Source organism: Streptomyces sp. SA15, from assembly GCF_002291145.1.
Lineage (GTDB): Bacteria > Actinomycetota > Actinomycetes > Streptomycetales > Streptomycetaceae > Streptomyces.
On the sequence record NZ_NTGE01000009.1, the window covers coordinates 20,331 to 41,316 of the forward strand.

The following is a 20,986-nucleotide window of genomic DNA, read 5'->3' on the forward strand; positions in this document are numbered from 1 at the left end:
TCAGTGGGCGGAACCCGACAGCTGGAGTCCGATCACGCCGATGATCACCAGGCTGATCGAGACGATCTTCAGGGTCGAGACGAGGTCGCCGAGGAAGACCATGCCGTAGATCGCGGTTCCCGCCGCGCCGATGCCGGTCCACACGGCATACGCCGGGCCCACGTCGAGCTTCTTCAGGGCCAGGGTCAGCAGGCCGAAGCTGCCGAGGGCGAAGACGCAGAACGCGATCGTCGGCCAGAGTCTGGTGAAGCCGTGCGACAGCTTCAGACAGACGGCGAAACCGGTCTCGAGCAACCCGGCCACGATGACCAGCAGCCACGCCATGTGCTGTCCTCCCGTAAGTCCCCGTGTCCCAGCGTTTGTGACCGCTTCATCGGGCTCTGCTCAGGCTTCGATCCGGGCTCGGTGCGATTATGCCCTTACCGGACCTACGTCAAGACAAACAACGCGGAGGTCAGCAGCCTTCCCCGGACGCCTCCCCCGACGCATCCCCGGACGCCTCCCCATACGCCCCAGCGGCCTTCCTCAGTCGCCTTCCTTCCGCTCCCTCGTCGACAGGAGCCGGCGCAGCGAGTAGAGGCGGGCCGGATCCGCGTGGCCGTCGGCCACCCACTGGTCCAGCGCGCAGTCCTGCTCGTCGTGGCTGCACGCGCGGGGGCAGTTCTGCGTGCCGGGCTCCAGGTCGGGGAAGGCGTGGATCACCCGGGACGGATTTACGTGGTGCAGGCCGAACGACCGTACGCCCGGGGTGTCGACCACCCACCCCCCGTCGCCCGCCAGCGGCAGGGCCAGCGCCGAGGTCGTGGTGTGGCGGCCGCGGCCCGTCACCGCGTTGACGTGCCCCGTCGAACGCCGCTGCTCCTGAGGCACCAGAGCGTTGACCAGGGTCGTCTTGCCGACGCCCGAGTGACCGACGAAGGCGGTGATCTTGCCGTCGAGCTGCTCGCGCACCCGGGCCACCGCCGCCCCGCTCTCCAACTCCTCGCGGCTCGTCACCACGTACGGGATGTCCAGGTCGCCGTACAGCTCCAGCAGCTTGTCCGGCGGGGCCAGGTCCGACTTCGTCATGACCAGCAGGGGTTCCAGCCCGCCGTCGAACGCCGCCACCAGGCAGCGGTCGATCAGGCGGGGGCGGGGCTCCGGATCGGCCAGGGCGGTGACGATGGCGAGTTGGTCGGCGTTGGCGACCACCACGCGCTCGTACGGGTCGTCGTCGTCCGCGGTACGGCGCAGCACCGACGTGCGCTCCTCGATGCGGACGATCCTGGCGAGCGTGTCCTTCTTGCCGGACATGTCACCGACCAGCGCCACCCGGTCGCCCACGACCGCCGCCTTGCGGCCGAGCTCGCGGGCCTTCATCGCCATCACGATCCGGTCCTCGACGAGGCACGTCAGCCGGCCCCGGTCGACGGTGAGGACCATGCCCTCGGCCGCGTCCTCGTGCTTGGGCCGGATGTTCGTACGGGGCCGGTTGCCCTTGCGGTTCGGGCGGGAGCGGATGTCGTCCTCGTCGGTGTGCTTGCCGTAGCGGCGCATGACCTTATCCCTGGGTCCCCACGCCGCGCAGCATCCCGGTCCACAGGTCGGGGAAGTCCGGGAGGGTCTTCGCCGTCGTCGCCACGTTCTCGATCTGCACGCCCTGGACCACCAGGCCGATGATCGCGCCGGCCGTCGCCATCCGGTGGTCCTCGTACGTGTGGAAGATACCGCCGTGCAGCGGGCGCGGGCGGATGTGCAGGCCGTCGGCGGTCTCCGTGACGTCGCCGCCGAGCTCGTTGATCTCCTTGGTGAGCGCGGCCAGGCGGTCCGTCTCGTGCAGGCGCAGGTGCGCCACGCCGCGGAGAGTGGAGGGGGAGTCCGCGAGGGCGGCGACAGCGGCGATGCCGGGAGTCAGTTCGCCCACGTCGCCCAGGTCCACGTCGATGCCGTGAACGGAGCCCGAGCCGGTGAACACCAGGCCGAACTCGGTGAGTTCGCAGGAACCGCCCATTTCGGTGAAGATCTCGCGCAGCCGGTCACCGGGCTGGGTGGTGCGGGCCGGCCAGTCGGGGACGACGACCCGGCCGCCGGTCACCAGGGCCGCCGCCAGGAACGGCTGGGCGTTGGACAGGTCCGGCTCGATGGTCAGGTCGCGGCCGAGCAGGGCGCCCGGCGTGACCCGCCAGACGTTCGGTTCGCCGCCCGACTCCGGGGTGTCGACCTGGGCACCGACCGAGCGCAGCATGTCGACGGTCATCCGGATGTGCGGCATGGACGGCAGCGTGGAGCCGGTGTGGCGGACCTCGACGCCCTGGTTGAAGCGCGGGCCGGACAGGAGCAGGGCCGAGACGAACTGCGACGACGAGGACGCGTCGATCTCCACCGGGCCGCCGTCCAGCGCCCCGCCGCCGTGCACCGTCAGCGGCAGCGTGCCGCGGCCGTCGTCGTCGATGCGGGCGCCGAGGACGCGCAGGGCGTCGATCACGCCGTTCAGGGGACGCTCGTACGACCTCGGGTCGCCGTCGAAGCGGATGGGGCCGTCGGCGAGCGCGGCGACCGGCGGCAGGAAGCGCATCACCGTGCCGGCGTTGCCGACGTCGACCGTGGCCGGGCCGTGCAGGCCGGTCGGGAGCACGCGCCAGGCCTCTCCCGCGCTGTCCTGGCCGCCCACGACGGAGGAACTGGACGACACCGTCTCCTCGATCTCCACGCCCATCGCCCGCAGGGCGCCCGCCATCAGCAGGGTGTCACGGGAGCGCAGCGGGCGGCGCAGCCAGCCGGGCTCGGAGGCGAGGGCGGCCAGCACCAGGGCGCGGTTGGTGACCGACTTGGACCCGGGCACGTGGACCGTCGCGTCGACGGCTCCGCTCGCGTGCGGGGCGGGCCAGAGGGCGGTGTCTGCGGGGTTCTGGGCCATGGGCCCCACTCTATAAGGAGGCCATCGCTCGGGTGCGGCGGCGTTGTGGCTGGTCGCGCCCACGCGGTTGAGCCGTATATCGACACAGACCCACGCCCCAAAGGGCGCGTTCAGACCTCCAGCAGCCAGCGACCTCCGCCTATCAGCGAACACAGTGACACCGCATGGAACAGAAACAGCCAAAGCCCCGCCGGCGCATGCGTCAGCCGCGACAACTGATCCGCGTCCGAGTCACCCGCCCCTCCCCGCGCCCGCTTCGCCTGTAGTTCGAACGCCGGGCGCACCCCGCCGATCAGCAGGAACCACACCACCACATACGCGAACGCCGCCTGCACCTGCGGTCCCGTCAGCCAGGACACCACCACGAACGTGCCGCCGGTGATGACCACCGTCAGGGCGCCGTACGCGTTGCGGATCATCACCAGCATCGCCACCAGCAGGATGGTCGCCGCCCAGAGCAGCAGCGTGATGTGGCCGGCGGCGAGCAGGGCGGCGCCGCCCAGGCCGAGGAGTGGGGGAGCGGTGTAGCCGGCGGACGCGGTGAGGATCATGCCGAGGCCGTGCGGCTTGCCGCGGCTCACGGTCAGGCCGCTGGTGTCCGAGTGCAGCCGTATGCCGGTGAGGGTGCGGCCGGTGAGCAGCGCGACCAGGCCGTGGCCGCCCTCGTGCGCGATGGTGATGGCGTTGCGCGAGATGCGCCAGAAGTTGTGCGGGACGACCACGGCGAGCGCGGCGACGAGGGTCGCGAGCACCACCCACAGGTCGGGGTCGGGCTGGCTGCCGAAGACCTCGTCCCAGAGGGAGGCGAGCGAGTCGGATGCGGTGGTGTGCATGTTCGGCGGTAGCTCCCTGAGGTCTCGTCGAATCTGGCAGTGTGGCACGTATGTGCGGACGGTATGCGGCCAGTCGTAGGCCCGAGGATCTCGCAGGAATCTTTGAGATCGAGAAGTGGGAACCCGAGGAGACCCTGGCACCCGACTACAACGTGGCTCCGACCAAGGAGGTTCACGTCGTCCTCGACCGTCCTCTTAAGGACGTGGAGGATCCCAAACCGGTTCGGCAGCTGCGGAAGCTGAAGTGGGGGCTGGTGCCGAGCTGGTCGAAGACCCCGGAGGGCGCGGCCCGGATGATCAACGCGCGGGCGGAGACCGTGCACGAGAAGCCGTCGTACCGCCGTGCCTTCGCCACCCGGCGCTGCATCATCCCCGCCGACGGCTACTACGAGTGGGTCACCGGCCGGCAGGAGCGGGACCTGGAGGTGGAGGGGAGGAAGAAGCGGCCGCGCAAGCAGCCGTACTTCGTGCTTCCCGCCGACGGATCGGTCTTCGCGATGGCCGGGCTGTACGAGTTCTGGCGGGACAGGACGCTGCCCGACGATCACCCGCGGGCCTGGTGGGCGACGTGCTCCGTGATCACCACGGAGGCGGAGCAGAGCCCGCTCGGGGTGGCGCCCGCAGAGGGGCCGCACACGCTGGCCGAGATCCACCCTCGGATGCCGCTGATGCTGACGCCGGACCGCTGGGACGCCTGGCTCGACCCGTCCCGCATGGATCTCGACGACCTGCGCACACTGCTCGCGCCGCCGCCCGAGGGGCTGATGCGGGCGTACCCGGTGACGACCGCGGTGAGCAACGTCCGCAACAACGGGCCGGAGCTGCTCAAGGAGCTCGAGGGGCCCGAAGAGGGCACACTCTTCTGACGTGAACGCGAATGTGACCGAGATCAATGTGACCGAGATCATCGACACGGACGCCGGTGCCGCCCGCATCACCTGGCACAAGGCCAGGAGGGCGCGGCTGGTCCTGGCCGTGAGCCACGGCGCCGGCGGCGGCATCGAGGCACGGGACCTCCAGGCGCTCGCCGCCGTCCTGCCCGCCCACGGCGTCACCGTCGCCCGGGTGGAGCAGCCCTGGCGGGTCGCCGGAAAGAAGATGGCGCCCGCGCCGAAGACGCTGGACGTCGGCTGGCGGGGCGTCTGGCCCGCGCTGGCCGAGCCGGGGCTGCCGGTGATCTCCGGCGGCCGCAGCGCGGGGGCCCGCGTCGCCTGCCGTACGGCCGCCGAACTCGGCGCGCACGCGGTTCTCGCCCTCGCCTTCCCGCTGCACCCGCCGGGCAAGCCCGAGAAGTCCCGCGCCGAGGAGCTGCTCGGGGCCGGGGTCCCCACCCTCGTCGTCCAGGGCGGCAACGACCCGTGGGGGAGGCCGGCGGAGTTCCCCGAGGGATCGTACGAACTGGTCGAGGTGCCGTACGGCGATCATGGCTTCGCCGTGCCGAAGCGGGCGGACATCGGCCAGGAGGAGGCCCTGGCGATCATCACCGACGGGGTCGCGAGGTGGGCCGGGTCACTGGTGTGACGGCCCGGGAATGTTGCGGGGCGGGCCTGGTGTTGTGGCGGACAGAAGTGCTGAGAGCACCGGCACAGACGTCGTTGGAGAGGAAGTCCGCCGCATGGGTTCGACCTTCTGCCCGCCCGCCTCCCGCCACCACCCCGTGGACGGGCTGCGCCCGGCGGAGTCTGATTCGAGCCGTGGCAGCCGTACAGAATTGGACTGGACGGTGCTGCATGCGGCGAAGACCGCCCCTATTCGAGCGGCGGGCGGACCGGATCGTCGTCTATCCTCCGATTCTGGTGGGACCGGTCTCGGTTCTGCCCAGACACTGGAGGAGGTGGGTCCGGTCACTGGGACCGACGCAGGGACCGAACACGGTCAGGCGGAGCAGCCCGAGGGCCCGGGCAACAGCGAGTCGACCGCCGAGCGCAGCGCGCGCTTCGAGCGGGACGCGCTGGAGTTCCTCGACCAGATGTACTCGGCCGCGCTGCGCATGACGCGCAACCCGGCCGACGCCGAGGACCTGGTGCAGGAGACGTACGCCAAGGCGTACGCGTCGTTCCACCAGTTCCGCGAGGGCACCAACCTCAAGGCGTGGCTGTACCGGATCCTCACCAACACCTTCATCAACTCGTACCGCAAGAAGCAGCGTGAACCCCAGCGCTCCGCGGCCGAGGAGATCGAGGACTGGCAGCTGGCGCGTGCCGAGTCGCACATGTCGACGGGTCTGCGCTCCGCGGAGTCGCAGGCGCTCGACCACCTGCCCGACTCGGACGTGAAGGAAGCACTTCAGGCGATCCCCGAGGAATTCCGCATCGCCGTCTACCTCGCGGATGTAGAGGGCTTTGCGTACAAGGAGATCGCGGACATCATGGGGACACCCATCGGTACGGTGATGTCCCGGCTGCACCGGGGCCGCCGTCAACTGCGCGGCATGCTCGAGGACTATGCCCGTGAGCGCGGGCTGGTCCCGGCCGGCGCCGGAGAGTCGAACGAAGCGAAAGGCTCGGGCTCATGAGCTGCGGAGAGCCGCACGAGACGGACTGCGGTGAGGTACTCGATCATCTGTACGAGTTCCTCGACAGTGAGATGCCGGACGTCGATCGCGACAAGTTCAAGCAGCACTTCCAGGAGTGCTCGCCGTGTCTGGAGAAGTACGGCCTGGAGCAGGCCGTGAAGAAGCTGGTCAAGCGGTGCTGCGGGCATGACGACGTGCCCAGCGACCTGCGCTCCAAGGTCCTGGGGCGGATCGACCTGATCCGCTCCGGCCAGGCGGTGCCCGAACATGATGTGACGGCCGCGCCGCCGACTCCGCAGGAGTCCTGAGCCCGTCACCCGAACGTGCTAATCGGCGGGTCAACAGCCCGCAGGCCCCCCTGTCGCCGTCCTAGGCTCCGGACCCGGATCGGACATGGCCGGGGAGGGCGCGATGGAGGTTCCGGCACGGGCACGTGCGTACGTCTCCTGCGTGGTCGTCGGCGCGCTGATCTGCGTGTTACCGCTGCCGACGGTGCGAACGCCCTGGTGGGCGGTGCTGCTGTTCGCCGTGTTGTACGGCGGCTGCGAACAGGTCGCCGCCCGGTGGCGGTTCGCCGGAACCTTTTACCCCGTGCTGCTCGCCGCGGCTTTTCTGCTGCCGCCGTCCGCCGCCGCGCTGGTACCACTTCCGGGCGCCTTGCTGTCCCCCGTCGAGCAGCGGCCGCGGTGGCTGCGCAGGCTCTGGCGGGCGGCGCAGCTCTCCGTCGCTGTGTGGGTGGCGGCGCGGGTGCACGGCGCGCTGGGCGGGCGGGATGCCGTCGGCGCCTGCGACGTGCCGTTCGCGCTCGGGCCGGCCGGGGCGGCGGTGCTGGCCTTCTGCCTGGTGCTGAGCGTGCTGGACGGCGGGATCCGGGCCCTGGCGGTGGGGGCACCGCCCGCGCCTTCGGGGCAGCGGGGGAGGGTTCCGGTACGGCGGGCCTGGCGGGGCTTGTTCCCGCGGTTGCTGGCGCCGATCGCCGTGCACGGGCTCGCCGGGCTGATGATGGCCGTGCTGTGGCGGAGTCCGTACGGACCGGTCGCCGCGTTGCTCGTCATGCTGCCGATGTGTGTGTCGTGGTGGGCGTTCGCGCAGTACCACCGGGAGCGTGGGGCCCACCGGGCGACGATCCGGGCGCTCGTGCAGGCCGTCGACATCAAGGACGGGTACACGCGCGGGCACAGTGAGCGCGTCGGGCAGGCGTCGATGATGATCGCCCGCGAGCTGGGGATGCCCGACGAGCGGGTCGAGGTGCTGCGGTTCGCCGGGATCCTGCACGACGTGGGGAAGCTGGGGGTTCCCACGCGGTTGCTCCGCAAGGACGGGCCGTTGACGCCCGAGGAGCGGCGGGTGATCGAGCTGCATCCCGAGTACGGGCACGAGATGGTGCGGGGGATCTGCTTTCTCGGGGAGGCGCGGGCGGCCGTACTGCATCACCACGAGCGGTTGGACGGGAGCGGGTATCCGTACGGGCTGCGGGGGAGCCAGATTCCGGAGTCGGCGCGGGTGGTGGCCGTCGCTGACGCGTTCGACGCGATGACGTCCACGCGGTGCTACAGCCGGGCGCGTCCGGTCGACGTCGCTCTGCGGGAGCTGGAGCGGTGTGCGGGCGCTCAGTTCGATCCGCTGATGGTGCGGGCGTTGGTGCGGGCGCTGAGTCGGCACGGATGGCATCCGGCGGTCACGGCGGACGACGTTCCCCCACCCCGCCCTCTCCCGCCGGACCCGCCCGTTTCCAGCCGGACACACCCGGACAGCGTCGGCCGGAGCACACCATGACGGCCGGGCGACCTCAGGTGATCCTCCGCCTCATCCACGCCTGCGCCGGCCTCCTCGCCGCCCTCTCCCTCGCCATCACCCTCTGGACCGGTCTCGAGGAGCCCGGCATCGCCCTCGCCTTCGGCGTCCTGATCACCGTGGGAGAGCTCAGCCGGTGGACCGGCGCCCGCGTCCGGGAGGCCGCGCCGCTCGGGGCCGCGGGGGCGCTGTCGTACGCCCTGCTGGGGGAGGACACCGGGCAGGCCACCCACCACGGCGGCCTCCAGGTCGTCACCGTCGTCCTCGCCGCCTCCCTCCTCGGATGCGTGCCCTACATCGGGCGGGGGCCGGGTCCGACCCTCGACCATCTCGCCCGGCGCCTGCTCACCGTCGGATTCGCCGCCGTGTGCTTCCAACCCCTGTACAACCAGGGGATGTTCAGCGGATGGGGCGGCCACGCCTACGCCCTGCTGCTGCTCGCGCTGCTCGCCCTCACCGCGCTGTGCGACGCCGTGCTGGCCGCCGCGCTGGCGCACGCCCGTACCCGATGGCCCTTCTGTCCGCTGCTGCGGGAGGAGCTGCGGGCGCTGCTCGGCATCGGGTCCGCCGTGTGCGCGACCGGGGCCGTGATGGCGCTCGCGGTCGCCGTCGTGGGGCTGTGGGCGCTGCCCGTCTTCTCGCTCCCTCTTCTGCTCACCCAGGTGTCCTTCCGCCGCTACGCCGCCGTGCGGGCCACCTACCGGCAGACCATCGCCTCCCTCGCCCGCGCCACCGAGGTCGCCGGATACACCCCGGCCGGGCACGCCCGGCGCGTGGCCGCACTCAGCCAGGCCGTGGGGCGGGACCTGGGACTCACCGAGCCGGAGCTCACCGTCCTGGAGTACGCGGCCCTCATGCACGACATCGGGCAGCTGAGCCTGGTCGATCCCGTGCCGGCGGGGGCCACCGCCGGGCTCCCCGTCGACGAGCAGCGGCGCATCGCCCTGCTCGGCGGTGCCGTCGTCCGGCAGACCGGGGTCGACGCCGCGGTCGCTGTGGTCGTGGAGCGGCAGGCCGACCCCTGCGGGGAGCAGCCGGTCGCCGCGCGGATCGTACGGGCGGTGAACGCGTACGAGGAGAAGGCGCGGGCCGCCGGGCCCGGCGGGCCCCTGAAGGCGCTGGAGGAACTGCGCCTGGCGACGGGCGGCGAGTACGCCCCGGAAGTCGTGGAGGCACTGGCCCGGGTGCTCGCAAGAGACTGTCTGACCCTGCCCGCGGTTGGGTAACCCATGGGTAATGAGCGTCCTTCCAGCCGTACGTGGTTGGATGCGAGAAAGAGGTGTCCGGGGGCACAGCCAGCCCACTGAACGGAACTGGCAGGCGGGAATCGTGAGGATCTTCGGCAAGGGACGGCACCGGCCCTCCGCCACTTGGCGGCAGGCCACAGACCGCGCGTTCACGCTGATCGGCGACGGCCGGTACGAGGACGCGGGCGCGCTGCTCACGAGGGCCGCCGATCTGGAGCCCTGGCTGTCGGAGTCCTGGTTCAACCTGGCCCTGCTGCACAAGTTCCGGCACGACTGGGAGCAGGCCCGGGCGGCGGGCCTGCGGGCCGTCGCGCTGCTGGACCGGGAGACCGGGGCGCCCGACTGGTGGAACGTCGGCATCGCGGCCACCGCGCTGCAGGACTGGCCGCTGGCGCGGCGGGCCTGGCAGGCGTACGGGTTGCGGGTGCCGGGCGGGGCCACCGCTTCGGGTGAACCCGTGGGCATGGACCTCGGCAGTGCGGCCGTACGGCTGTCCCCTGAGGGGGAGGCCGAGGTGGTGTGGGGGCGGCGGCTCGACCCCGCCCGCATAGAGGTGCTCTCGATCCCCCTGCCGTCCTCAGGGCGGCGCTGGGGCGAGGTCGTGCTGCACGACGGGGTGCCGCACGGGGAGCGCACCACGGCCGCCGGGCACGCCTATCCGGTGTTCGACGAGATCGAGCTGTGGGCGCCTTCTCCCGTGCCGACCTGGGTGGTCCTGCTGGAGGCCGCGACCGAGGCCGACCGGGACGCCCTGGAGCAGCTCGCGGCTGACGCCGGGTTCGCCGCGGAGGACTGGTCGTCGTCCGTGCGGCTGTTGTGCCGGATGTGCTCGGAGTCCCGGATGCCGTCCGACGAGGGCGACGGTGAGCATCTCGATCCGCATGATCACAGTGAGCCGGGGCATCCCGGGCCGCTGGGGCATCGGACGGATGGGCAGTTGTGGGTGCCGGAGCGGGAGTGCGGGGTGGCTGCGCCGGCTTCGCTGGTTCGGGGGTTGTTGGACGGGTGGGTCGCGGACAGTCCGGATTCCCGGGACTGGCGGGACCTGGAAGAGGTCTGCTGAGGGGCACGCGCGGAGCGCCGTACCCTGTATCAGCATCACACCCCCCGTTTTTGAGGAAGGCATACGTCGGTCATGGCGCAGCAGGACACCGATCAGCAGCACGCGGGCGTGCTCCCCGTGGACGACGAGGGCTTCGTCATCGACACCGAGGACTGCGAGGAGCGTGAGAACGGCTGGCGGGAGCGCGGCACCTCGCGGCCCATCACGGTCGTCGGGAACCCGGTACTGCACAAGGAGTGCAGGGACGTCACCGAGTTCGGCGCGGAGCTCGACCAGCTGATCGCGGACATGTTCGCCTCGCAGCGCACCGCCGAGGGCGTGGGCCTGGCCGCCAACCAGATCGGTGTCGACCTGAAGGTCTTCGTCTACGACTGCCAGGACGACGAGGGCCGGCGGCACGTGGGCGTCGTCTGCAACCCGAGGCTCGTCGACCTGCCCGCCGACAAGCGCCGGCTGGACGACGCCAACGAGGGCTGTCTGTCCGTGCCGACGGCGTACGCGCCGCTCGCCCGCCCGGACTACGCCGAGGTGACCGGGCAGGACGAGAAGGGCAACCCGGTCAAGGTGCGTGGCACCGGTTACTTCGCTCGGTGTTTGCAGCACGAGACCGATCACCTGTACGGCTACCTCTACATCGACCGGCTCTCCAAGCGCGAACGCAAGGACGCGCTGCGGCAGATGGCCGAGAACGAGCCTCGCTACCCCGTCGTCGCCAACGACTGAGGTCCCCGTAGCCTCCTGACTTCCTTCCGTACGGCGTCTGTTTCGGAGTCCCCTTCCCGAACAGGCGCCGTTCGTCTGTCTGTCGCACGTCCGATCGTTTCCGCTCGCCGGGTGATCGAGAATCAGTCGCGCAAGGGGGAGGTCTCGGCACTGTGGGGTAGTGAATGGAGCAAATCCGTTCCCAGACCGGTCAGTTGTAGTGCTGAATGGAAGTGCGGGGATACGCAACGGCGCACGCCCGGCACAGCGGGAGGCGTGCGGTAACTGGCGGCTGAGAGGGGTTTGTTTCGTGCATGTTTTCCCACACGGCACCACATCGACACCGACGGCGGTCCCGGTCCCGCCATCGCTCTCACTTCCGGTGATCGAGGCAGCGTTTCCCAGGCAACTGCACCCGTATTGGCCCAGGCTCCAGGAGAAGACACGCACCTGGTTACTGGAAAAACGGCTCATGCCGGCGGACAAGGTGGAGGAATATGCCGACGGCCTGTGCTACACCGACCTCATGGCGGGGTACTACATCGGCGCCCCCGACGACGTCCTCCAGGCGATCGCGGACTACAGCGCGTGGTTCTTCGTCTGGGACGACCGCCACGACCGCGACATCGTGCACGGCCGCCCGGCGGCCTGGCGGCGGCTCAGGTTCCGGTTGCACGCGGCCCTCGACTCCCCCCGGAACCATCTGCACCATGAGGATCCCCTGGTCGCCGCGTTCGCGGACAGCATGGTGCGGCTGTACTCGTTCCTGCCGCAGACGTGGAACACCCGGTTCGCCCGCCACTTCCACCAGGTGATCGAGGCATATGACCGAGAATTCCGCAATCGGACCGAGGGAATCGTCCCCACGGTCGAGGAATATCTCGCCCTGCGCCGCCTCACCTTCGCGCACTGGATCTGGACCGATCTGCTGGAGCCGAGCGCGGGCTGCGAACTCCCCGACGGCGTTCGGAAACACCCGGCATATCGGCGGGCGGCGCTGCTGAGCCAGGAATTCGCGGCCTGGTACAACGATCTGTGTTCGCTTCCCAAGGAAATAGCGGGCGACGAGGTGCACAATCTCGGAATCAGCCTCGTCAAACACCACGGGCTGACTCTGGAAGAGGCGGTCGCGGAGGTCCGGCGGCGCGTCGAGCAATGCATAGAGGAATTCCTCGTCGCCGAACGGGACGCCTTACGTCTCGCCGACGAACTCGAGGACGGCACGATCCGCGGAAAGGAACTCGGCGCAGCCGTGCGCGCCTGCGTCTGCAATATGCGGAACTGGTTCAGCACCGTCTACTGGTTCCACCACGAGTCCCGCCGGTACATGGTCGACAGCTGGGACGACCGGTCCACGCCCCCGTACGTCAACAACGAAACGGCAGGTGAGAAATGACCGTCGAGTCTGTGAACCCCGAAGCCCAGGAGTCCCTGGCGTCGAAGCTGCGTGAGCCGCCCTTCGCGGGCGGGGGCGTCCCCGTCCTCGGCCACGGCTGGAAGCTGGTCCGCGACCCGCTCGCCTTCATGGCCCAGCTGCGTGACCACGGCGACGTCGTACGCCTGAAGCTCGGCCCCAAGACGGTGTACGCCGTCACCACGCCGGCCCTCACCGGAGCCATCGCGCTGAGCAACGACTACATCATCGCCGGCCCGCTGTGGGAGTCGCTGGAGGGCCTGCTCGGCAAGGAAGGCGTGGCCACCGCCAACGGCCCGCTCCACCGCCGCCAGCGGCGCACCATCCAGCCCGCCTTCCGGCTCGACGCCATCCCCGCGTACGGCCCGATCATGGAGGAGGAGGCGCACGCGCTGACCGAGCGCTGGAAGCCCGGCGAGACGATCGACTGCACCTCCGAGTCCTTCCGTGTCGCTGTGCGCATCGCGGCCCGCTGTCTGCTGCGTGGCGACTTCATGGACGAGCGGGCCGAGCGGCTGTGCGTCGCGCTCGCCACCGTCTTCCGGGGCATGTACCGGCGGATGGTGATACCCGCCGGGCCGCTCTACCGGCTGCCGCTGCCGCCCAATCGGCAATTCAATCGGGCGCTGGCTGATCTGCATCTCCTCGTCGACGAGATCGTCGCCGAGCGGAGGGCATCTGGTCAAAAGCCGGACGATTTGCTGACGGCGTTGCTGGAGGCGCGGGACGATAACGGCGACCCCATCGGGGAACAGGAGATCCACGACCAGGTCGTCGCCATCCTCACCCCGGGCAGCGAAACTGTCGCGTCCACGATCATGTGGCTGCTCCAGGTCCTCGCGGAACACCCGGAACACGGGGACAAGGTGCGCGCGGAAGTCGAATCCGTCACCGGCGGCCGCCCGGTCGCATTCGAGGACGTCCGCAAGCTCAGGCACACGAACAATGTCGTCGTCGAGGCCATGCGTTTGCGACCCGCGGTATGGATTTTGACGCGACGGGCGGTGCGGGACACGGAACTCGGTGGATACCGCATCCCGGCCGGAGCCGACATCGTGTACAGCCCGTACGCGATCCAGCGCGATCCGCGTTCGTATGCGGACAACCTGGAGTTCGACCCCGACCGCTGGCTTCCGGACCGGGTCAAGGACGTGCCGAAACACGCCATGAGCCCGTTCAGCACGGGCAATCGCAAGTGCCCGAGCGACCACTTCTCGATGGCTCAGCTGACGCTCATCACGGCGGCGCTGTCGACCAGGTACCGCTTCGAGCAGGTGGCCGGGTCCAACGACGGGACCCGGGTGGGCATCACGCTGCGCCCGCACCGGCTGCTGCTGAAGCCCGTGCCGAGGTGACGGGTCAGGCGGCGTCACCGGCTTCGGCTCCGGCCTCGGGGCCCCGGAAGGTGCGCCGGTAGGCGTTCGGGGTGGTCCCCACCGCCCGGACGAACTGGTGGCGCAGCGCGGCCGCGTTCCCGAACCCCGTTCGACCGGCGATCGCGTCCACCGTCTCGTCCGTCGCCTCCAGCAACCGCTGGGCCAGCAGCACGCGTTGGCGCAGGATCCAGCGGTAGGGAGTCGTTCCTGTCTCCTGCTGGAAGCGACGGGCGAAGGTGCGCGGGGACATGTGCGCGAGGTCGGCGAGCTGCTCGACGGTGACCTCCTCGTCGAGGTGCTGGTCCATCCACACCAGCACCTCGCCGACCGTGTCGCACTGGGACCGCGGCAGCGGGCGCTCGATGTACTGGGCCTGCCCGCCGTCACGGTGCGGCGGCACCACCATCCGCCGGGCGATCTTGTTGGCGATCTCCGGCCCCTGTTCCTTGCGCACGATGTGCAGACAGGCGTCGATGCCGGCGGCGGTGCCGGCCGAGGTGATCACCGGGTCCTCGTCGACGTACAGCACGTCGGGCTCGATGATCGCCTTCGGATAGCGCCGGGCCAGCTCCTCCGCCTGCCGCCAGTGCACACTGCACCGCCGCCCGTCGAGCAGCCCGGCGGCACCGATCGCGAACACGCCGGAACAGACGCTGAGCACCCGGGCGCCCCGGTCCACGGCCCGGACCAGGGCGTCGAGCAGCTCCGGCGGATACTCCCGGCTGACGTAGTCGCTCCCGGCCGGCACGGCGATCAGATCGGCCTCGTCCAGCCGGTCCAGGCCGTACGGCGTGGAGACCGTGAGGCCGCCGACATGTGTGCGGAGCGAGGGGCCCTCCGCCGAGACGACCGCGAAGTCGTACACCGGCAGGCCCTCGTCGCGGCGGTCGATGCCGAAGACCTCGCAGACGACGCCGAGTTCGAAGGGATGCACGCCGTCGAGCAGGACGGCGGCCACGTTGTGCAGCATGCCGCCAGTGTGCCTCGGATCTGGCAGTAAATCGAGGGTCTACGGCAGTCCTGCCACTGTCGGTAAGGAGTGTCCGGCGCGAGAGTGGTGTCATGACTACCGCACAGACACAAGGACTGATCGGAATGCTCACCGTCCTCGGGATCCTCGTCCTCCTGGTCCTCCCGTCAGTGATCGGCATCCTGCGCGACCGGCGCATCGACCGTCAGATCAGGGAGGCCCAGGAGGCCCGCGAGGCCCACGAGAATCAGAAGTCCTCGTCCAGGTCCACGGTGCCCTCCACCGCGACCTGGTACGCCGACGGACGCCGCTCGAAGAAGTTGGTCAGCTCCTGAACGCCCTGGAGCTCCATGAAGGAGAAGGGGTTCTCGGAGCCGTACACCGGAGCGAAGCCGAGGCGCGTCAGGCGCTGGTCGGCCACGCACTCCAGGTACTGCCGCATCGAGTCGGTGTTCATGCCCGGGAGGCCGTCACCGCACAGGTCGCGCGCGAACTGCAGCTCGGCCTCGACGGCCTCCCGCAGCATGTCGGTGACCTGCTGCTCGAGCCGGTCGTCGAACAGCTCCGGCTCCTCCTTGCGGACGGTGTCCACGACGTCGAAGGCGAAGCTCATGTGCATGGTCTCGTCGCGGAACACCCAGTTGGTGCCGGTAGCGAGGCCGTGCAGCAGACCCCGGCTGCGGAACCAGTAGACGTAGGCGAAGGCGCCGTAGAAGAACAGCCCCTCGATGCACGCGGCGAAGCAGATGAGGTTGAGCAGGAAGCGGCGGCGGTCCGCCTTCGTCTCCAGACGGTCCAGCTTCTCGACCTCGTTGATCCACTTGAAGCAGAACTCGGCCTTCTCGCGGATGGAGGGGATGTTCTCGACGGCGTCGAAGGCCGCGGACCTGTCCTCCGGGTCGGGCAGGTAGGTGTCCAGGAGCGTCAAGTAGAACTGGACGTGGACTGCCTCCTCGAAGAGCTGCCGGCTCAGGTACAGCCGTGCCTCGGGAGAGTTGATGTGCTTGTACAGCGTCAGCACCAGGTTGTTCGCGACGATCGAGTCGCCCGTCGCGAAGAAGGCGACCAGGCGGCCGATGAGGTGCTGCTCACCATGTGACAGTTTCGCGAGATCCGACACATCGGAGTGGAGGTCGACCTCCTCCACCGTCCAGGTGTTCTTGATGGCGTCCCGGTAGCGCTCGTAGAAGTCGGGGTAGCGCATGGGGCGCAGAGTCAGCTCGAAGCCCGGGTCGAGCAGGTTCGTGTTACGCATCATCACTGTCGGCGCGAAGCGCCGTCCTCCAGGGTGGTGGTCGGGTGGCGGGTGGGAATTACTGGCAGGCCTCGCAGGACTCGGGGTTCTCCAGGGAGCAGGCGACGGCCTCGTCGGGCGCCGGCTGCTGTACGGGGATGGTCTTTTCGGGCTGGGCCTGGGCTCGGGCGGCGCGGCCGATGCGGGTCGCCGGGCGCGAGCGCAGGTAATACGTCGTCTTCAGGCCCGACTTCCAGGCGTACGCGTACATCGAGGAGAGCTTGCCGATGGTGGGCGTCTCCAGGAAGAGGTTCAGCGACTGGGACTGGTCCAGGAACGGGGTGCGGGCCGCCGCCATGTCGATCAGGCCGCGCTGCGGGATCTCCCACGCGGTGCGGTACAGGGCCCGTACGTCCTCGGGGATCCAGGCGAAGTCCTGCACCGAGCCGTTCGCCTCGCGCAGCGCCTCTCGGGTGCGCGCGTCCCACACGCCCAGCGCCTTCAGCTCCTTCACCAGGTAGGCGTTGACCTGGAGGAACTCGCCGGACAGCGTCTCGCGCTTGAACAGGTTGGACACCTGCGGCTCGATGCACTCGTACACGCCCGCGATCGAGGCGATGGTGGCGGTGGGCGCGATCGCCAGCAGCAGCGAGTTGCGCATGCCGACGGAGGCGATCCGCTCGCGCAGGGCCGCCCAGCGCTCCGGCCAGGTCAACTCCGTGTCGTAGTGGTCGGGGTGGAGGACACCCCGGGCCGCGCGGGTCTTCTCCCAGGCCGGTAGCGGGCCGCCCCGCTCGGCGAGGTCGGCGGAGGCCTCGTACGCGGCGAGCATGATGCGCTCGGCGATCCGCGTGGAGAGCCGCTTGGCCTCCGGTGAGTCGAAGGGCAGGCGCAGCTGGAAGAAGACGTCCTGCAGGCCCATCGCGCCGAGGCCGACCGGCCGCCAGCGGGAGTTGGAGCGGCCCGCCTGCTCGGTCGGGTAGAAGTTGATGTCGACGACCCGGTCGAGGAAGGTGACGGCGGTACGGACCGTCTCGTCCAGCCGCTCCCAGTCGATGTCGCCGCCGGAGACGAACGCACCCAGGTTCACCGACCCCAGGTTGCAGACCGCCGTCTCCCCGTCGTCCGCGACCTCCAGGATCTCCGTGCAGAGGTTGGAGGAGTGCACCACGTGGCCCGGCTCGGCCGTCTGGTTGGCGGTGCGGTTGGCTGCGTCCTTGAAGGTCATCCAGCCGTTGCCGGTCTGCGCGAGGGTGCGCATCATGCGGCCGTACAGGTCACGGGCGGGGATGGTCTTCTTCGCCAGCCCCTTCTTCTCGGCCGACCGGTACGCCGCGTCGAACTCCTCGCCCCACAGGTCGACCAGCTCCGGCACGTCGGACGGCGAGAACAGCGACCACTGCCCGTCGGCGTCGACCCGGCGCATGAACTCGTCCGGGACCCAGTGCGCGAGGTTGAGGTTGTGCGTACGGCGGGCGTCCTCACCGGTGTTGTCGCGCAGCTCCAGGAACTCCTCGATGTCGGAGTGCCAGGTCTCCAGGTAGACCGCCGCCGCGCCCTTGCGCCGGCCACCCTGGTTCACGGCGGCGACCGAGGCGTCGAGGGTCTTCAGGAACGGGACGATGCCGTTGGAGTGCCCGTTGGTGCCGCGGATCAGCGAACCGCGGGAGCGGATGCGGGAATAGGCGATGCCGATGCCGCCGGCGTGCTTCGAGAGGCGGGCCACCTGGTGGTAGCGGTCGTAGATGGAGTCCAGCTCGTCCTTGGGGGAGTCCAGGAGGTAGCAGGACGACATCTGCGGGTGGCGGGTACCGGAGTTGAAGAGCGTGGGGGAGGAGGGCAGGTAGTCGAGACGGCTCATGAGCCGGTAGAGCGCGGCGACTTCGTCGAGGGACCTGCTCCCCGATTTCGCATTGAGCACAGTGTCCTCCGCCAGACCCGCGGCGACGCGCAGCATGAAGTGCTGGGGCGTCTCGATCACCTTGCGGGTGATCGGGTGCCGCAGCAGATAGCGGCTGTGCAGGGTGCGCAGGCCGAAGTAGCCGAAGCGGTCGTCGGCGTCCGTGTCGATCAGCGCGTCGAGGCGCTCGGCGTGCACCCGTACGAACTCGGCCGTACGGTCGGCGATGAGCCCTTCCCGGTGCCCCACGGCGACGGACTCGGTGAAGGACGTGACGCCCTGCGAGGCGGCCTCGGCGGCGATGCCGATCGTCAACAGGCGGGCGGCCAGCCGCGAGTAGACCGGGTCCTCGGAGATCAGGCCGGCGGCCGCCTCGGTGGCCAGCTCGCGCAACTCCGTCTCGTCGGCCCGAGCGGACCGGCCGCGCAGCGCGGCGGCGGCGACCCGGCCGGGGTCGGCGTCGGGCAGGTCGGCGGTCAGCTCGGTCAGGGTCCGCAGCAACGCGGTCCCGGGACCGTCGGTCTCCATGGCCACTGAAACCGGTTCGGCTGGCGCGATGGTCACGTGGGGGCTCTCCCTCGCTCGGCACAGGGGCCTGGTGGAGGGCAGGCGGCGGCAACACGAGCGCACGCGGCGTCGCGTCCACCGGCCCATTCCACGAGGCCCGGACGTCAGAACACCCGGACCGGACGGCCGGGCGCGCTGTCGGCAGGTCCTCGGACTGACGCCCATACGCGTACATAGGCGCATGGGTACACCGTTGCGGGACAGTTCCGGATTCGCACCGGATTCCCCTGCGGCGACAGCGAGCACGAGCATACATCTTGTGCCGCGCGAGGACAGCACCCCCATATGTTGTGTCGCGGTGGTTTCGGAGCGTCAACTCGTAGGTGAGGAGAGTGAGGTGCCCCGTGCCCTTGCGGCACACGGCCGGCAACGGCGACGGGCCGCCGGATCGAATCCGGCGGCCCGTGCTTCAGATACGTCGTTCTCGCGTACGGCTCAGTGCGCGGCGCCCGCCGTGGCCGGCGGCAGCTCCGTCTGGACGCCCGGGTCGCCCGCGTCGGCCGTGTAGTCCGACGGCTTGGTCTCGTCGACGCCCTCCGGGGCCTTCAGCGCCTTCAGGACGAAGGTCAGAACGACGGTGACGACCACGTTCAGCACGAACGCCGTCAGACCGATGTAGCCGATCTCGCCGATACCGGGGATCTCCTTCGCGGAGCCGCCGAAGTGCTTCTGCGTCGGCGAGGCGACGCCGTACGCGGCGACCGTGCCGTAGACCATGCCGACCGCCCAGCCCGCGAGCAGCGCCCAGCGGTGGAACCAGCGGGTGAACAGGCCACCGACCAGAGCCGGGAAGGTCTGCAGGATCCAAATGCCGCCGAGGAGCTGGAAGTTGATCGCGACCGTCTTGTCCATCGTCAGGACGAAGGCCAGCGCGCCCACCTTCACCAGGAGCGAGACCAGTTTGGATACCTTGGTCTCCTGCTCCGGCGTCGCGTCCGGCTTGATGAAGTCCTTGTAGATGTTGCGGGTGAAGAGGTTCGCGGCCGCGATCGACATGATCGCCGCCGGCACCAGCGCGCCGATGCCGATCGCCGCGAAGGCCACACCCGCGAACCAGCTCGGGAACATGTCCTCGAACAGCTGCGGAATCGCCAACTGCCCGTTGCTGACCTTGATTCCGGCCGCGATCGCCATGAAGCCCAGCAGCGCCAGCAGGCCCAGCATCAGGGAGTACAGCGGCAGGATCGTGGTGTTGCGCCGGATCACCTCACGGCTGCGCGAGGACAGCGTCGCCGTGATCGAGTGCGGGTACATGAACAGCGCCAGCGCCGAGCCCAACGCCAGGGTGGCGTACGTCCACTGACCGGCCTCCGCCGGGACCAGCGCACCGCGCGGCGCGCCCGTCGCCGGGTTGGTCTGGCTGTACGCGTCGCTCGCCTTGGCGAAGATCTCGTCGAAGCCGCCGAGCTTGATCGGGATGTAGATGATCGCCACCGCGATGACGATGTAGATCAGCGTGTCCTTCACGAACGCGATCAGCGCGGGGGCCCGCAGACCCGACGAGTAGGTGTACGCGGCCAGCACGCCGAAGGCGATCAGCAGCGGCAGGTCCTTGATGAACCAGTTGGTGTCCTCGCCACCGCCGACGCCCATCACGTCCAGCACGGCCTGGATGCCGACCAGTTGGAGCGCGATGTACGGCATGGTCGCCAGGATGCCGGTGACGGCCACCGCCAGCGACAGCCCCTTCGAGCCGAAGCGGCCGCGCACGAAGTCCGAGGTCGTCACGTATCCGTGCTTGTGCGAGACCGACCACAGGCGGGGCAGGAACGTGAAGATCAGCGGGTAGATCAGGATGGTGTACGGCACCGCGAAGAAGCCGGCCGCGCCCGCCGCGTAGATCGCCGCCGGTACGGCGACGAAGGTGTACGCCGTGTACAGGTCGCCGCCGAGCAGGAACCAGGTGACCCAGGTGCCGAACGAGCGGCCGCCGAGACCCCATTCGTCGAGGCTGTGCTCGTTCTCGGCCTTGCGCCAGCGGGCGGCCAGGAAGCCCATGACCGTGACGGCCAGGAAGAAGAAGATGAAGACGGCGAGTGCGACGCCGTTCACGCCGTCGTTCACTTTCCGGCACCTCCCCGGCGCGCGCGCTGGTCACGCTGCCACAGCTTGTACGCGATCATCGTGAGCGCCGTGGAGATCAGCACCCAGGCCATCTGGTACCAGTAGAAGAACGGGATGCCGATGAAGGCGGGGTCCGTCTTGGCGTAGGAACCGACCCACAGCATCGCCACGAAGGGCGCGAAGAGGCAGAGGGCGATGACCACACGCACCGGCGTCACCACCGGTGGTTTCACTTCTGACGCATCAGACATACGGCGGTTCCGTCCCCTCACTGATCACCTGTGCAACGCGCAGGAAATCTAAGCGACAGTTCCGCTTTATGGAACCCCCATCCGTATAACGGATGTGCAGTGCCGATGCCGCTTCAGCAGCAGCGGAACCCCTGCCGCGGGTCCGCCTCCTGCCGGTCCG

At 69.7% G+C, this 20,986-nt stretch carries 20 protein-coding genes and 1 riboswitch; of the genes, 11 read left to right on the top strand and 9 right to left on the bottom strand.

From position 1 onward, the window contains the following. From CLM62_RS00990 to CLM62_RS01005, 4 genes are all read right to left on the bottom strand, one after another. On the bottom strand, window positions 1-324 hold the full coding sequence (locus tag CLM62_RS00990; protein WP_086600180.1) for a multidrug efflux SMR transporter: 324 nt from the start codon (window positions 322-324) through the stop codon (window positions 1-3). A 201-nt stretch (window positions 325-525) separates the two neighbouring features. Continuing rightward, window positions 526-1,536 carry a ribosome small subunit-dependent GTPase A gene (rsgA, locus tag CLM62_RS00995; RefSeq protein WP_095747971.1) on the bottom strand — a complete coding sequence of 337 codons (1,011 nt, stop codon included), beginning with the start codon at window positions 1,534-1,536 and terminating at the stop codon, window positions 526-528. Between the two features lie 4 nt (window positions 1,537-1,540). Beyond that, complete coding sequence (gene aroA, locus CLM62_RS01000) at window positions 1,541-2,896, bottom strand: 3-phosphoshikimate 1-carboxyvinyltransferase (RefSeq protein ID WP_095747972.1); 1,356 nt, start codon at window positions 2,894-2,896, stop codon at window positions 1,541-1,543. A 110-nt stretch (window positions 2,897-3,006) separates the two neighbouring features. Continuing rightward, window positions 3,007-3,729, bottom strand: coding sequence for a M50 family metallopeptidase (locus CLM62_RS01005; protein WP_095747973.1), 723 nt, complete (start codon window positions 3,727-3,729; stop codon window positions 3,007-3,009). 50 nt (window positions 3,730-3,779) lie between these two features. Here CLM62_RS01005 and CLM62_RS01010 point away from each other — a divergent pair, with 50 nt between their 5' ends. The 10 genes from CLM62_RS01010 (at window position 3,780) to CLM62_RS01055 (ending at window position 13,819) form a co-directional block, all read left to right on the top strand. Continuing rightward, window positions 3,780-4,595 carry an SOS response-associated peptidase gene (locus tag CLM62_RS01010; protein WP_095747974.1) on the top strand — a complete coding sequence of 272 codons (816 nt, stop codon included), beginning with the start codon at window positions 3,780-3,782 and terminating at the stop codon, window positions 4,593-4,595. A 28-nt stretch (window positions 4,596-4,623) separates the two neighbouring features. Beyond that, the gene (locus tag CLM62_RS01015; protein ID WP_095748023.1) at window positions 4,624-5,250 is read left to right on the top strand and encodes an alpha/beta family hydrolase; all 627 of its coding nucleotides are present in this window, start codon (window positions 4,624-4,626) and stop codon (window positions 5,248-5,250) included. 313 nt (window positions 5,251-5,563) lie between these two features. After that, the gene (sigR, locus tag CLM62_RS01020) at window positions 5,564-6,244 is read left to right on the top strand and encodes an RNA polymerase sigma factor SigR (protein WP_218835531.1); all 681 of its coding nucleotides are present in this window, start codon (window positions 5,564-5,566) and stop codon (window positions 6,242-6,244) included. Continuing rightward, on the top strand, window positions 6,241-6,552 hold the full coding sequence (gene rsrA, locus CLM62_RS01025; protein ID WP_095747975.1) for a mycothiol system anti-sigma-R factor: 312 nt from the start codon (window positions 6,241-6,243) through the stop codon (window positions 6,550-6,552). Before sigR ends, rsrA begins: the two co-directional genes overlap by 4 nt. A 103-nt stretch (window positions 6,553-6,655) precedes the next feature. Next, entirely contained in the window at window positions 6,656-8,020 is a 1,365-nt protein-coding gene (locus CLM62_RS01030; RefSeq protein WP_095748025.1) for an HD-GYP domain-containing protein, read from the top strand. Beyond that, window positions 8,017-9,264, top strand: coding sequence for an HD-GYP domain-containing protein (locus tag CLM62_RS01035; RefSeq protein WP_095747976.1), 1,248 nt, complete (start codon window positions 8,017-8,019; stop codon window positions 9,262-9,264). Before CLM62_RS01030 ends, CLM62_RS01035 begins: the two co-directional genes overlap by 4 nt. Window positions 9,265-9,367: 103 nt before the next feature. Beyond that, window positions 9,368-10,348, top strand: coding sequence for a hypothetical protein (locus CLM62_RS01040; RefSeq protein ID WP_095747977.1), 981 nt, complete (start codon window positions 9,368-9,370; stop codon window positions 10,346-10,348). A gap of 72 nt (window positions 10,349-10,420) precedes the next feature. Continuing rightward, window positions 10,421-11,071, top strand: coding sequence for a peptide deformylase (gene def, locus CLM62_RS01045; RefSeq protein ID WP_095747978.1), 651 nt, complete (start codon window positions 10,421-10,423; stop codon window positions 11,069-11,071). Between the two features lie 289 nt (window positions 11,072-11,360). Continuing rightward, window positions 11,361-12,446, top strand: coding sequence for an epi-isozizaene synthase (gene cyc1, locus CLM62_RS01050; RefSeq protein ID WP_095747979.1), 1,086 nt, complete (start codon window positions 11,361-11,363; stop codon window positions 12,444-12,446). Continuing rightward, entirely contained in the window at window positions 12,443-13,819 is a 1,377-nt protein-coding gene (locus CLM62_RS01055; RefSeq protein ID WP_095747980.1) for a cytochrome P450, read from the top strand. Before cyc1 ends, CLM62_RS01055 begins: the two co-directional genes overlap by 4 nt. 4 nt (window positions 13,820-13,823) lie before the next feature. Here CLM62_RS01055 and CLM62_RS01060 read toward each other — a convergent pair whose 3' ends face one another. Continuing rightward, entirely contained in the window at window positions 13,824-14,810 is a 987-nt protein-coding gene (locus CLM62_RS01060; protein ID WP_095747981.1) for a GlxA family transcriptional regulator, read from the bottom strand. 92 nt (window positions 14,811-14,902) lie between these two features. Between CLM62_RS01060 and CLM62_RS49645 the strand changes: the two genes are divergently transcribed. Next, the gene (locus tag CLM62_RS49645; protein WP_179381886.1) at window positions 14,903-15,145 is read left to right on the top strand and encodes a hypothetical protein; all 243 of its coding nucleotides are present in this window, start codon (window positions 14,903-14,905) and stop codon (window positions 15,143-15,145) included. On the opposite strand, the gene CLM62_RS01065 is transcribed toward CLM62_RS49645, so the two are convergent. The 4 genes from CLM62_RS01065 to CLM62_RS01080 form a co-directional block, all read right to left on the bottom strand. Then, a complete protein-coding gene (locus CLM62_RS01065; protein WP_095747982.1) occupies window positions 15,058-16,068 on the bottom strand; it encodes a ribonucleotide-diphosphate reductase subunit beta in 1,011 nt (336 codons plus the stop codon). The genes CLM62_RS49645 and CLM62_RS01065 overlap by 88 nt on opposite strands. A gap of 55 nt (window positions 16,069-16,123) precedes the next feature. Beyond that, window positions 16,124-18,508, bottom strand: coding sequence for a ribonucleoside-diphosphate reductase subunit alpha (locus CLM62_RS01070; protein ID WP_095747983.1), 2,385 nt, complete (start codon window positions 18,506-18,508; stop codon window positions 16,124-16,126). 125 nt (window positions 18,509-18,633) lie between these two features. Further along, window positions 18,634-18,780, bottom strand: a riboswitch (cobalamin riboswitch). A gap of 166 nt (window positions 18,781-18,946) precedes the next feature. Continuing rightward, window positions 18,947-20,575: a monocarboxylate uptake permease MctP gene (gene mctP / locus CLM62_RS01075; RefSeq protein WP_095747984.1), complete on the bottom strand. Its 1,629-nt coding sequence runs from the start codon at window positions 20,573-20,575 to the stop codon at window positions 18,947-18,949. Further along, window positions 20,572-20,826, bottom strand: a complete 255-nt coding sequence (locus CLM62_RS01080) for a DUF3311 domain-containing protein (RefSeq protein WP_095747985.1) — start codon at window positions 20,824-20,826, stop codon at window positions 20,572-20,574. Before CLM62_RS01080 ends, mctP begins: the two co-directional genes overlap by 4 nt. Between the last annotated feature and the right edge of the window lie 160 nt (window positions 20,827-20,986).

Coding starts and splice junctions, on each gene's coding strand:
- CLM62_RS01030 (WP_095748025.1), top strand. CDS start 6,656: ATGGAGGTTCCGGCACGGGCACGTGCGTACGTCTCCTGCGTGGTCGTC.
- CLM62_RS01010 (WP_095747974.1), top strand. CDS start 3,780: ATGTGCGGACGGTATGCGGCCAGTCGTAGGCCCGAGGATCTCGCAGGA.
- CLM62_RS01060 (WP_095747981.1), bottom strand. CDS start 14,810: ATGCTGCACAACGTGGCCGCCGTCCTGCTCGACGGCGTGCATCCCTTC.
- CLM62_RS01065 (WP_095747982.1), bottom strand. CDS start 16,068: ATGATGCGTAACACGAACCTGCTCGACCCGGGCTTCGAGCTGACTCTG.
- aroA (WP_095747972.1), bottom strand. CDS start 2,896: ATGGCCCAGAACCCCGCAGACACCGCCCTCTGGCCCGCCCCGCACGCG.
- CLM62_RS01035 (WP_095747976.1), top strand. CDS start 8,017: ATGACGGCCGGGCGACCTCAGGTGATCCTCCGCCTCATCCACGCCTGC.
- CLM62_RS01005 (WP_095747973.1), bottom strand. CDS start 3,729: ATGCACACCACCGCATCCGACTCGCTCGCCTCCCTCTGGGACGAGGTC.
- CLM62_RS01055 (WP_095747980.1), top strand. CDS start 12,443: ATGACCGTCGAGTCTGTGAACCCCGAAGCCCAGGAGTCCCTGGCGTCG.
- CLM62_RS00990 (WP_086600180.1), bottom strand. CDS start 324: ATGGCGTGGCTGCTGGTCATCGTGGCCGGGTTGCTCGAGACCGGTTTC.
- def (WP_095747978.1), top strand. CDS start 10,421: ATGGCGCAGCAGGACACCGATCAGCAGCACGCGGGCGTGCTCCCCGTG.
- CLM62_RS01080 (WP_095747985.1), bottom strand. CDS start 20,826: ATGTCTGATGCGTCAGAAGTGAAACCACCGGTGGTGACGCCGGTGCGT.
- CLM62_RS49645 (WP_179381886.1), top strand. CDS start 14,903: ATGACTACCGCACAGACACAAGGACTGATCGGAATGCTCACCGTCCTC.
- rsgA (WP_095747971.1), bottom strand. CDS start 1,536: ATGCGCCGCTACGGCAAGCACACCGACGAGGACGACATCCGCTCCCGC.
- rsrA (WP_095747975.1), top strand. CDS start 6,241: ATGAGCTGCGGAGAGCCGCACGAGACGGACTGCGGTGAGGTACTCGAT.